The organism is Xanthobacter autotrophicus (assembly GCF_005871085.1).
Taxonomy (GTDB): domain Bacteria; phylum Pseudomonadota; class Alphaproteobacteria; order Rhizobiales; family Xanthobacteraceae; genus Xanthobacter; species Xanthobacter autotrophicus.
In genome coordinates this window covers 25,812-38,196 of the sequence record NZ_VAUP01000005.1, presented here as the reverse complement: position 1 = coordinate 38,196, position 12,385 = coordinate 25,812, and the positions used below count along the sequence as shown (strand labels likewise).

Annotated in this window: 6 protein-coding genes; 5 read left to right on the top strand and 1 reads right to left on the bottom strand. The window is 70.8% G+C overall.

Translation table 11 applies throughout. The features are described from left to right. Nucleotides 1–35: 35 nt before the first annotated feature. From FBQ73_RS02130 to FBQ73_RS02115, 4 genes are all read left to right on the top strand, one after another. Nucleotides 36–5,984 (top strand): SDR family NAD(P)-dependent oxidoreductase, encoded by a 5,949-nt coding sequence (locus FBQ73_RS02130; RefSeq protein WP_138397882.1) that lies wholly within the window; start codon nucleotides 36–38, stop codon nucleotides 5,982–5,984. Next, nucleotides 5,981–6,967 carry a patatin-like phospholipase family protein gene (locus tag FBQ73_RS02125; protein ID WP_138397881.1) on the top strand — a complete coding sequence of 329 codons (987 nt, stop codon included), beginning with the start codon at nucleotides 5,981–5,983 and terminating at the stop codon, nucleotides 6,965–6,967. Before FBQ73_RS02130 ends, FBQ73_RS02125 begins: the two co-directional genes overlap by 4 nt. Nucleotides 6,968–7,070: 103 nt before the next feature. Then, on the top strand, nucleotides 7,071–7,988 hold the full coding sequence (locus FBQ73_RS02120) for an alpha/beta fold hydrolase (protein WP_138397880.1): 918 nt from the start codon (nucleotides 7,071–7,073) through the stop codon (nucleotides 7,986–7,988). Between the two features lie 34 nt (nucleotides 7,989–8,022). Further along, nucleotides 8,023–8,811 (top strand): 4'-phosphopantetheinyl transferase family protein, encoded by a 789-nt coding sequence (locus FBQ73_RS02115; protein ID WP_170218717.1) that lies wholly within the window; start codon nucleotides 8,023–8,025, stop codon nucleotides 8,809–8,811. A gap of 22 nt (nucleotides 8,812–8,833) precedes the next feature. Here FBQ73_RS02115 and bglA read toward each other — a convergent pair whose 3' ends face one another. Beyond that, on the bottom strand, nucleotides 8,834–10,507 hold the full coding sequence (gene bglA / locus FBQ73_RS02110) for a beta-galactosidase BglA (RefSeq protein WP_138397878.1): 1,674 nt from the start codon (nucleotides 10,505–10,507) through the stop codon (nucleotides 8,834–8,836). Nucleotides 10,508–10,832: 325 nt separating this feature from the next. Here bglA and zwf point away from each other — a divergent pair, with 325 nt between their 5' ends. After that, nucleotides 10,833–12,308, top strand: a complete 1,476-nt coding sequence (gene zwf / locus FBQ73_RS02105; RefSeq protein ID WP_138397877.1) for a glucose-6-phosphate dehydrogenase — start codon at nucleotides 10,833–10,835, stop codon at nucleotides 12,306–12,308. Nucleotides 12,309–12,385 lie beyond the last annotated feature (77 nt).

Sequence of the window (12,385 nt, the reverse complement as noted above, 5' to 3'; positions counted from 1 at the left end):
AGGTTTTATGAGACAGGCGCCATGAGGCAGGCCGCATGAGCATCGCCCGGGACGATGGCCCAGCCGGGGCCGGCACCGGCCTTTCTGCCGCCCAGAAGCGCGCCTTGCTGGCGCGGCTGATGGCGGAGGGGAAAGGCCGCGCCGTCGCCCCGGCCGAGGGCTTCGGGCCCCTGTTCGAGCGCCAGGCGGGGCTCACGCCGGACGCGGTGGCGGTGTCCCATGGTGGAGCGGGGCTGACCTATGGCGCATTGAACGCCCGCGCGGCGCAGTGGGCCGATGCCCTGCGTGGCCAGGGCGCACGGCCGGGGGATGTGGTGGGGCTCGCCTTCGCGCGCGGCCCGGCGCTGGTGGCCGGCCTCATCGGCATCCTGAAGACGGGCTGCGCTTTCCTGCCGCTGGAGCCGGGGGATGCGTCGGCGCGGCTCGACCGCTTGCGGGCATCTGTCCGGTTCGTGCTCACGCAGGAGGGGGCTGCTGAGGCAAGGCTGGTCGAGGTAAGTCTTGCAGAGGCTGGCACCGCCGCCGACCCATCCGCCTTCGCCCGGATCGCACCGGAGCGGGCGCTCCTTGCCGTGCCGGAGCGGTCGGTGGCGGAGCGGCTGGCGTGGCTGCGGGCGGCCTTTCCTCTCACTGGTGCGGACGTGAGCCTGTGCGCTGCCTCCCTCCACGACATATCGGCCGTCACCAGCCTGTTCTGGCCGCTGACGATGGGTGCGACGGTGGCGCTGGCGCCGGTGGAGCGCGAGCCGGCCGCGTTGGCGGCGCTGGCCCGCACCACGGGGGCGACAGTCGCGCTGCTGCCACCCGCCGCCCAGCCGCTGCTGGATGAAACCGCGCCGCGGCTGGTCTTCCTCGATGGCGATCCGCCCCCCGGCATGGCCGGCCCGGCGGGGGCTCATGCCTTCACCCTGTGGCAGGTCGCCGAGGCCGGAGGCCCGGTGCTGGCGCAGCCGGTGGGCGAGGGCGCGCCGCTGATAGGTGCGCCCCTGCGCGTCCTCGATCGCCATGGCCAGAAAGTGCCGCTGGGCGGTGTCGGCAGCCTCGCGGTGACCCCTGCCACGGGACGATCGGAGGTGACGCCGGGCGCGCGGGCACGGCAGCGCGCCGATGGCCGCTTCGAGCGCCGGCCCGATGGCGGGCGGCGCGTGGAGGCAGGCGGCCTGCGCTTCGGCCTCGCTACCGTGGAGGCGGAGCTGCGTGGCCATGCCGGCATCGCCGATTGCCGGGTTCTGGAACGCATGGATACGGCGGGCGCGCCCCGCCTCGTCGCCTACGTCGTGCCGGACGGCCATGCGACGCCGCAGGACTGGGCGCCCCATGCCGAACGTGTGCTGCCGATCTGGCAGCGGCCGGCGGCCTTCGTCGCGGTGGCGGCATTGCCGCTCACCGAGGCTGGGGCGGTGGACGACGCGGCGCTGGCCCGCCTGCCGGTGCCCGATGGCTTCGCCGCCGCGCAGTGGCGTGCGCTTCTGGAGCGCATGGACGGTGTCGCGGAAGCCGCCGTGGTGACGCGCGCGCTGGCGCCGGAGGCGGCATTGGTCACGCTGCCGCCGGTGGCGCCGCTCCCGCCCCCCGCGACGGTCGTGCCCGAGCCGCCGCCCGGCTCCGAAGGGCCATGGGCGCTGGCGGATGGCGGGCCGTTGGAGCTGCCGGCCGACGCCCCCCGCACCCTCACCGATGCCCTGCTGCACACGGCGGAGCGGGCCGGCGACACCGGCATCGTGTTCGAAGGGGCGGGACCGGCCCGGCGGCTCACTTATGCTGTGCTGCTTCAGGAGGCGCGGCGCATCGCCGGCGGGCTCAAGGCGGCGGGGCTTGAGCCCGGTGACACCGCCATCCTGCAGGTGCCGGACCTGCGGGCGCATCTGCCCGCCTTCTGGGGCTGCGTGCTGGCCGGCGTGCAGCCGGTGACGGTGGCGGTGAGCGCCACCTTCGCAGAACGCACGGCGCTGGTGGCCAAGCTCATCAACGCCTGGGAATTGCTGGGCCGCCCGGTGGTGCTGGCGCCGGCCGCGCTTGCGGGGCCGCTCGCGGGGCTGGCGCGCTTCGCCGATGCCGCGCCCCAGGTGCTGGCACTGGAACAACTCACGGCCCACGCGCCCCTCGAAACCGTGCATGCGGCAGCGCCCGGGGACGTGCTGTTCCTCCAGCTCAGCTCCGGCAGCACCGGCACGCCCAAATGTATCCAGATCACCCATGGCGGGGTGGTGGCGCACATCCATGCGACCATGCGCGTCAACTTCTATGGCGCCGACGACGTGGCGCTGAACTGGCTGCCTATGGACCATGTGGTGCCCATGCTCACCTGGCATCTGCGCGACGTGTATCTGGGAATGACCCAGATCCAGGTGGAGACGGCGGCGGTGCTGGCCGATCCGCTGCTGTGGCTCGACCTCATGGACCGCCACGGCGTCACCCGCAGCTGGTCGCCCAATTTCGGCTTCAAGCTGGTGTCGGACACGCTGCGGCAGGGGGGCGGGCGCCGCTTCGCCCTCGGCCATGTGCGCACCCTCATGAATGCGGGGGAGCAGGCGACGCTGCCGGTGATCGCCGAATTTCTCGCCCTCACGGCGCCCTTCGGCATCCGGGCGCAGGCGATGCAGCCGGCCTTCGGCATGGCCGAGGCCTGCACCTGCATGACCTATGAGACCGGGTTCGATTCCGCCCACTCAGTGCATTGGATCGACAAGGCCTCCCTCGGCGGCCGGCTGCGGCCGGTGGCGGCGGACGCGCCCGAGGCGGCGAGCTTCATCAAGCTCGGCCCGCCGGTGCCGGGGGTGGCCATCCGCATCGTGGATGGTGCCGGCGCATTGGTGCCGGAGGGGGTCATCGGGCGGTTCCAGATCAAGGGCGGCGTGATCACGCCGGGCTATCTGCGCAACGAGGCCGCCAACGCCGAGGCCTTCGTGGGCAACGGCTGGTTCAACAGCGGCGACCTCGGCTTCATCCGCGACGGCAATCTTGCCCTGACCGGCCGCGAGAAAGAGCTGATCATCGTCAACGGCGCCAATTTCTACTGCTACGAGATCGAGGATCTGGTGAACGCGGTGGCCGGCGTCCAGCCCACGTTTGCCGCGGCCTGCGCCGTGCCGGATGCGGCCACGGGCAGCGAGGCGCTGGCCCTGTTCTTCTCCCCCCGCCCGGAGGCGGACGCACCGGTGGTGGCCGACGCCATCCGCGCGGCGGTGACGGGCCAGCTTGGCATCGCCCCGGCCCATGTGATCGCCATCCCCCAGCCGGATTTTCCCAAGACCACCAGCGGCAAGATCCAGCGCATGCAGCTGCGCGCCCAGTTGATGGCGCGACTGGCGCAGGGCGCGCGCACGCGCACGGTGCCGGCGTGGTTCCATGCCGAAAGCTGGGTGCGGCGCGATCTGGAAGCGGAGCCGGCGCCGCCGCGCGGCGTGGTGCTTCTGGGCGGTCCGGCCGAGATCGCCGCCGCGCTGGCGCAGGCGCTGGAACGGGAGGGGGTACCGGTCGAGACGGCGGGTGCCGATGTGGATGGGGTCGTTCAGTCGGCCCTCGTCGGTGCATCGCCCGGTGCGTGGGCCGACATGGTGGTGGATTTGCGCCCGCTGGCACCTGTTCCCGCCGGCGAGACGCTGGATGCGTTCCGGGCGCGAGCCGGCTCCGAGCTGGCGGCCAGCGTCGCTTTGCTCCAGCACATGGGGCGCGGGCGGGAGGGGCGGTCGGTGGCGCTCACGGTGGTGACGCGGGGCGGGGCCGGGAGCGGGGAGGGGATCGACCCGGCCCGCGCCGCCCTGCGCGGCCTGCTGCGCACCGCCGCGCAGGAGATGCCGGACCTCTCTTGCCGGCAGATCCATGTCAGCGACCAGGATGCCGCCCCCGACCTGATGGCCCGGCTGGCCCGCGAAATCCGCGCACCGGATGGCGAGGCCGAAGTGGCGCTGCGGCCCGCCGGCCGCTTCGTGCCCCGGCTGGAGGCGGTGGACCCAAGCCGCGCGCCCCGCGATCCCGCGCTCCGGTTGAAGACCGGCGGGCGTTATCTCATCACCGGCGGCACCGGCGGCATCGGGCGCGCGCTGATCAAACATCTGGCAGCGCGCTGCCGGGCCAGGCTGCTCGTGGTCGGGCGCTCCGCTGCGGACGGCGAACAGGATGGCCCGGACCTGCTCACCCGCGCCGTGGATGTCACCGACGCCGACGCGCTGGAAGCCGCCATCCGCGCGGCGGAGGCGCAGTTCGGCGGCCCCCTAGACGGCGCCTTCCACCTCGCCGGCCTCGCCCCGGCCGGAGCACTGGCGGAGGAGACGGTGGCGGGACTGGCGGCCGCCTTCGCGCCGAAGGCGGTGGGCGCGCGGGCGGTGATCGAGGCCATGGGGCGCCGGCCTGGCGGGTTCGTCGTGCTGTGGTCGTCGGTGAATGCCATCTTCGGCGGCGCCGAGGCCGGGGCCTATGCCGCCGCCAATGCCGCGCTGGCGGGGATGGTGGGGGAGGGAACCCGCGTGCTGTGCCTTAATTGGAGCCGCTGGGCCGACCTCGGCATGAGTGCGCCGGCGGGCGGCGATGCCGGGGCGGCGGAATTTGCCGCCGCACGCGGCTTCCGCACCCTGCGCGTGGAGGACGCCCTCGCCAGTCTTGAGGCGGCGCTGGCGCTGGGGACTTCGCCTTTGTCCATCGGGCTCGATGGCGCCTCGCCATTTGTCAGGGCGCGGGTGCGCCAGCCGGTGCGGCCTCTTCAGGGACTGGCGGGCTTCGTGGTGCCTCGCTCCGGCGCCGTGCTGGCCGCGCCCGCCAACGACGATATGCCCGACCGCTTCGGCACGCCTATCCCCTGTCCCCTGCGCGTGCTTGATGCCTTGCCCCGGTCGGCGGACGGCTCGATCGACACTGACGCCCTGGCGCGCCATGACGGCGCGGCGCTGGCCGTCGAGGGCGGGCAGGACGGGGTGGAGGCGCAACTGGCCGCCATCTGGAGCGCGCTGCTGAAGCGCCCGAGTATCGCGCCGGAGGACAATTTCTTCACCTCCGGTGGCCATTCGCTGGTGGCGGCCGGCCTCGTCCACCGGGTGCGCGAGGCGTTCGGGGTGGACCTGCCCCTGCGCATCCTGTTCGAGGCCCCGACCCTGCGCGGCATGGCCCGTTGGATCGCCGCCAACGCGCCGGCCGAGGCGGATCGCCGGCCGCTGCCCGACTGCCTGGTGCCGGTGCAGCCGGAAGGCGCGCGGCCGCCTTTGTTCTGTGTCCATCCGGCCGGTGGCAGCCCTTGGTGCTACCTGTTCCTCGCCGAACATCTGGGCCGCGACCAGCCGCTCTATGGCTTCCAGGCGCCGGGGCTGATCGACGACGCGCCGCCTTTGTCCACCGTGGAGGAGATGGCGCGTCTCTATGTGGAAGCGATGCGGGTGCGCCAGCCCTCGGGGCCCTACCATGTCGCCGCATGGTCCTCCGGCGGGCCGGTGGCGTTCGAGATGGCGCGGCTGCTGGAGGAGAGCGGCGAGCGCGTGGCGACGCTGGCCTTCCTCGACTGCGCGGTGATGGAAACCGAGAATTTCGTGCGCTCGCGCGATCCCCTGCGCCATGTGAAGGCACTGTGGCGCATGGGCACGTTCGTGACGCAGGTGCGCCTGCCGCGCTCCTATGGCGACCTTACGGCCCTGGCGCGCCTCATCGGGCTGAGCCTGCCGGCCAGCTTCCGGGACCTCAGGCTCGATCGCGCCTTCTGGGCGGGGGTCGGGCGTTCCCTGCGCATCTTCAATCTCAACACGACGATGGGATACCGCTATTGTCCGTCCCGCATCACCGCAGGTGCGGTGCTGTTCCGCGCGGGCTCCTCGCAGGGGGCGGACGATCCGCTGGAAGCGGAGTTGCGGACCCATGTTGCTGGCGGTGTGGTGCGCGTGGATCTTGCGGGCAACCACATGTCGATCATTCTCGATCCCGAGGGGGCGGCGGCACTCGCCGCCCGCTTGAAGCCGTTTCTCGATGGTGAGGCCGGAGCACGAAAGGGAGAAGGGGTATGACGTATCGCATCCTGTCTTTGGACGGCGGCAACGGCGGCAAGGCCGGCGTGTTCCTCTCGACGCTGGAGCGCCGGGCCGAGGTGCTCGGCTTCAGCGTCCTGCGCCAGATCGACCTGTTCGCCGGCACCTCGAACGGCGCCGTCAACGCCTTGCTGCTGGCGTGGTTCGACGATCCGGTCCTCGCCTTCGAGGCGGTGCTGCGCTTCGATGACGAGGTGCGCGAGAGCCAGACGCCGTGGTCCATCGCCGGCACCGTGCTGGGCAACAATGCCGCCATGACCACGGGGCGCATCAAGGCGTTCTGCGACGAGGTGTTCGGCCCCGGCGCCATCCTCGCCGACGTGAAGCGGCCGGTGCTGGTCAATACGGTGCAGCTCGACAATGCCCTTTCCGACGGGCAGCGCAGCTGGCTGCCGCGCACCTTCTCCAATTTTCCCGGCGATCTCGGCCGGGTGGAGCTGATCGCGGACGTGGTGCTGCGCACCATGGCCATGCCGCTGCAATATCCCATCTACCAGAGCGGGGCGCAGACCGGTCCCGCCTATGTGGATGGGGCGGTGGCCTCCAACAATCCGGCGCTGACGGCCATCACCGGCGCGCTGGCCCAGCAGAAGGCATTGGAGGACATGGCGCTGCTGTCCGTCGGAACGCCGCGCAACCTCGCCGGCCAGTCCCGCTATCTGTCGCCCGGCCTCTCCGAGGGCAGCGCCGACTGGGGCTATCGCCAGTGGCTGCTGGATCCGTTCAATCCGTTGGTGCTGGTGGACCTGTTCCTGCAGGCCGGCGCCGCTGCCACCAGCGCGCAGTGCGCCCAGCTTCTGGGCTCGCGCTTCCGGCGCGTCGATCCGCCGGTGTTCACCGGGCCGGCCTGGGACGCGCCGGAGACCAATGCGGCGCTGGACACCACCGTGGACTGGCTCAACGCCCACGGCTGGAACGATTCGGCCGCCGCCGTGAAGGCGCCCGCCGCGCCCGTCTCGTGACGGGGGCTTTCAACGCGGGGCCGGAGCTGCCTTCGGCCCGCCGGCAACTGCCGGGTAGAGGCGGCTTCAACGGACGCCGGCAGAGCGGCCGGGAGGGAGGAGCATGGACCAGCACGAAACAGAACCGGCCGGACAGGCCGGCGAAGACCAGTTGAGGACGGCCCCGGCGCGCTTTTTCGCCTATCCGAGCGCGGACGGTGTCGCCTTGCTGGGGCGCGAATGGGGGGACCCCGCGGCGCCCCTGCCGGTGGTGCTGCTGTCCGGCCTCACCCGCAATTCGCGGGATTATGAGGCCCTGGCGCAGGCGCTGGTGGCCGATGGCGCCCATCCCACCCGCGTGGTGGCGTTCGATTATCGCGGGCGCGGCGGCTCGGGCCATGCGCCCTACACCACCTACACGCCGATCCAGGAGGCGCAGGACATCCTGGCCGGCCTTGCCGTGCTCGGCATCTCCCGGGCGGTGCTGTTCGGCACCTCGCGGGGCGGCCTCGTCATGTTCGTGCTGGCGATCCTGCGGCCGCAGCTGTTCGCCGGCGCCATCTTCAACGACATCGGCCCGTTCGTGGATGTGGCCGGCATCGTGCGCATCGGCGGCTATGTGGGCGCGCCGCTGCCGGCGAGCTGGCCGGAGGCCGTCGCCGACCTGAAGGCAAGCCAGGGCTTCATGTTCCCGGCCCTGAGCGATGCGGAGTGGGAGCGCTTTGCCCGCCAGATCCATGGCGATGCCGGCGGCAAGCCGTGCCTCTCCTATGATCCGGCGCTGGGCGAGTCGTTCAAGGCCATCGATCCCGGCAAGCCCCTGCCGGACATGTGGCCCGGCTTCGATGCCCTTGCCCATGTGCCCGCCATGGTGGTGCGCGGCGCGCTGTCGGACGTGCTGTCGGCGAAGACCATGGCGGACATGGCGGCCCATCACCCGGGCCTTGTGATCCATGAGGTGGCGGACCAGGGCCACGCCCCCCTGTTGTGGGACGCGCCCGCCCAGCAGGCGATCATCGCCTTCATCCGCTCGGTGTCGTGAGGGCACAGCCGGCACGCGGCAGGGGGAGATTGCGATGGGGGCGCGGGATGGCGCGTTCGATCACGGGCCGGCGTCCGGCGAGGTGCTGATCCTGCACGGCTTCACCGACCTGCTGGCGCCGGACATGCGCGTGCGCTTGATGGCGTCCCTCAGTCCGGAGGAGGAGGCGCGCCGGCGGGCCTTCGCCTTTCCCCGCGACCGGGACCTTTTTCTTCTGGCGCACGCGGTGAAGCGGCTGGCCCTCGGTCGCTGCCTGGGGGTCGATCCGCAGGATCTGGCTTTCGCCCGGGATCCGAGCGGCAAGCCCTTCCTCGCCGGCCCGTTCCTTGCCGGGCCTTCCCAGGCCGGGGCAGGGCCCGGGTTCAGCCTGTCCCATTCCGGCACGGCCGTGGCCGTCGCCATCGCTGGCACGCCCCTGGTGGGCGTCGATGTGGAGGCCCACGTCCGCGAGGTTCCCCTGGAGGCGATGGCCATGATCATGGCCGATGCGGAGGTGGCGGATCTGTCCGCCGCCGGCGCGGCCGCCAGACCCAGGGCCTTCGCTTACTGGACGCTGCGCGAGGCCTTCGCCAAGGCGGTGGGCCTGGGCCTGTCGCTGCCGCCCAACGACGTGTCCTTCCAGCTTGCCGGATCAGGCCCCGCTGGCCAGGAAGCGCCGGCTGTGGCCCATCTGGCCGGACATCTGGGCGCCGCGGGCGACTGGCACCTGCATCAATGCGACCTTGGACCCGACTATCTTCTGGCCGCCGCCGTCCGTGCGCCATGCCCGGTGGTCTGGCGGCTCATGCCCATGGAGCGTTTTCTCGCCGGCACCACGCCCTGAGAAGAGCAGAGCGCGCACCCCCTCACAGCCGGGCAAAGACAGCGTCCAATCCCTCAAGCCGCACGCAGGCATCCCGTATGGTTCCGGAAAAGCCGAGGTCCGCGATGGGGTCGGCCGCGAGGCCCTCGGGCAGCTCCAGCGTGGCCGGCTCGGTGCCGAGGTTGAACGCGCACATCAGCCCTTCGCCGCCGAAATCCCGGCGGAAGGCGATGATTTCGCCCGCACTGTCCAGAAACCTGATGCTGCCCTTGACCAGGGCCGGATGGTGCCGCCTGAACGCCAGCAGGCGGCGATACTGGGCCAGCACGGACCCCGCGTCATGGCTCTGCCGGTCCACCGCCAGCGGCAGGTGATCGGCCGGAACCGGCAGCCAGGGCCGGCCCGTGGTGAAGCCACCATGGGGTGCGGCGGCGTCCCACACCATGGGGGTGCGACAGCCGTCGCGGCCCTTGAAATCGGGCCAGAAGCGCACGCCATAGGGGTCCACCAGATCCTCGAAGGCGAGGTCGGCCTCGGGGAGGCCCAGTTCCTCGCCCTCATAGAGCGAGACGGAGCCACGCAGCGCCAAAAGCAGCGCCGCCATCACCCGGGCGAGGCGCACCGGATTGCGCCCCTCGCCCCGCCAGCGGGAGACGTGGCGCGTCACATCGTGGTTCGAGAAGGCCCAGCACGGCCAGCTGTCGGCGGCCGCGGCCTCGAAGCGCTCGACGATGCGGCGGAAATGGCCGGCCGAAAACGGCGGCGCGAGGAAGTCGAAGGAATAGCACATGTTGAGCTTGTCGCCGCCGCAGGTGTAGGCGGCCATCAGGGCGAGGGCCCGCTCCCCGCTCTCGCCGATCTCGCCCACGGTCATGGCGCCGGGATAAAGCGCCATCAGCGCCCGCACCCGCCTGAGGAAATCGAGGTTCTCCGGGCGGTTCTTGTCGAAGACATGATCCTGGAAGCCATAGGGGTTGGCCCGGGGCACCTCGCTTTCACCGGTGAACGGTGGGTTGTTCCGCAGCATCGGGTCGTGAAAATAGAAATTGCAGGCGTCCAGCCGGAACCCGTCGACGCCACGATCGAGCCAGAACCGGACCTCGTTCAGCAGCGCGTCCTGAACCGCCCGGTTGTGCAGGTTGAGGTCGGGCTGGGAGGTGAGGAAATTGTGCAGGTAGTATTGCCGGCGCCGGCTGTCCCATTCCCAGGCGGAGCCGCCGAACACGGCGAGCCAGTTGTTGGGCGGCGTGCCGTCCGCCTCGGGGTCGGCCCAGACGTACCAGTCGGCCTTGGCATTGGTTCGATCGGCGCGGCTCTGGGCGAACCACGGGTGCTGGTCGGAGGTGTGGCTCAGCACCTGGTCGATGATGATCCTCAGCCCCAGCGCATGGGCTTTTTCTACCAGGGCATCGAAATCGTCGAGGGTGCCGAAGATGGGATCGACGCCGCGATAATCGGAAATGTCGTAGCCGAAATCCTTCATGGGGGAGGTGAAGAAGGGCGACAGCCAGATGGCGTCCACGCCCAGTGCCGCCACATGGTCCAGCCGGCGGACGATGCCCTTCAGGTCGCCGATGCCGTCACCGTCCGTATCCTGGAAGGAGCGCGGATAGATCTGGTAGATCACGGCTCCGCGCCACCATTCGAGATCCTTTTGATCTTGCTGATCCGCCTGGGGCGACTGGGCGCTCGCGCCGGGCGCTATTGTGAAGGTCATTGATCCGCCCTTCCTGTCTGCGGCCATCCAGCCGCAGATCATCTGGTGCCGGAGGATGTGCGGCGCGACGGCGGTGCGCAATGCCGCGCGGCCTCCGGCACGGCTGATCGGCCTCCGGAACGGCTGATCGGGGCGTCGGCAGTCCACTGAACCGGGTGCGGTATTTGCGTGTGCTTTCCGGGCCAATATATAAATCATGTGAAGTTATTAATTGACGCAGGCGCGGTCAGCCGCATAAATCTCGCCGAGCCTCCCCGGCTCGTGCCGCCACCCAGGCTCCGGACCGTCGTCCCGACCTGACGGGCCTCACTGCAAGGCGAATTTGATGTCGAGTCGCGTCATTCCGGTGCAACCCTTCGTCCTCACGGTGTTCGGCGCCACCGGCGACCTGGCGCGGCGCAAGCTTCTTCCCGCGCTCTACCAGCGCGACCGCGCCGGCCAACTGCCGGAGCGCGCCGCCATCGTCGGCGCCTCGCGCCAGCAGATGACGCCGGAGGCCTTCGTCGCCTTCGCCCGCTCCGCCATTACCGAATATGTGCCCGCCGGCGATCTTGAGGATGCGGACGTGGCCCGCTTCCTCGCCCGCCTCACCTATGTGCCGGTGGAGGCGGAAGGCGAGGGTGGATGGGAGCGGCTTGCCGCCCTCATCGCCACCCATACGGACATGATCCGGGTGTTCTATCTGGCCACCGGGCCGGCCCTGTTCGGCCCCATCTGCACCCGCCTCGGCGCCCACGGCATCGCCGTCGATGGGGCGCGGGTGGTGGTGGAGAAGCCGCTGGGCAAGAGCCTTGAGAGCGCGGTCGCCCTCAACAAAGCCATCGGCGAGGTGTTCGAGGAGCGCAACGTCTACCGTATCGATCATTATCTCGGCAAGGAGACGGTGCAGAACCTGATGGCGCTGCGCTTCGCCAATACCCTGTTCGAGCCGGTGTGGAACAATGCTCACGTCGACCATGTGCAGATCACGGTTGCGGAAGACATCGGCACCGCCGGCCGCGCCGGTTACTACGACACTGCCGGCGCCCTGCGCGACATGGTGCAGAACCACATTCTCCAGCTGCTGTGCCTTGTCGCCATGGAACCGCCGGTGTCTTTGGACGCGGACGCGGTGCGCGACGAGAAGCTGAAGGTTCTGAAAGCCCTCCAGCCCATCACCGAGGCCAATGCCGGCCAGCTCACCGTGCGCGGCCAGTATCGCGCCGGCGCCTCGGCGGGTGGGGCGGTGCCGGGCTATCTGGAGGAGCTGGGGTCCAGCACTTCGGACACCGAGACCTTTGTGGCGCTGAAGGCGGAGATCGGCAACTGGCGCTGGTCGGGCGTGCCGTTCTACCTGCGCACCGGCAAGCGGCTGGCCTCGCGGGTGTCGGAGATCGTCATCACCTTCCGGCCGGTGCCCCATTCGGTGTTCGACGAGTCGGCCGGCGCGCTCCGCGCCAACGTGCTGGTGCTGCGGCTCCAGCCGGAGGAGGGCGTGAAGCTCTGGCTGATGATCAAGGACCCCGGCCCCGGCGGCATGCGGCTCGAGCATGTGCCCCTCGACATGAGCTTTGCCAGCGTCTTCGGCGTGCGCAACCCCGATGCCTATGAGCGCCTGCTCATGGACGTGGTGCGCGGCAACCAGACCCTGTTTATGCGTCGCGACGAGGTGGAGGCGGCGTGGCGCTGGGTGGACCCGATTCTGGAGGCATGGCGCGCCTCCCGCGAGCCGCCCAAGCCTTATACCGCCGGCACCTGGGGCCCCGCCGCCGCCATCGCCCTCATCGAGCGCGACGGCCGTACCTGGTCCGGCGACGACTGATGGTCAAGGTTGCGCTGTCTTCCCGAGCGGCATCGCCCGTGAGGGAAGCGGAGCGCCAAGGGATCCGCTTGCCAAAG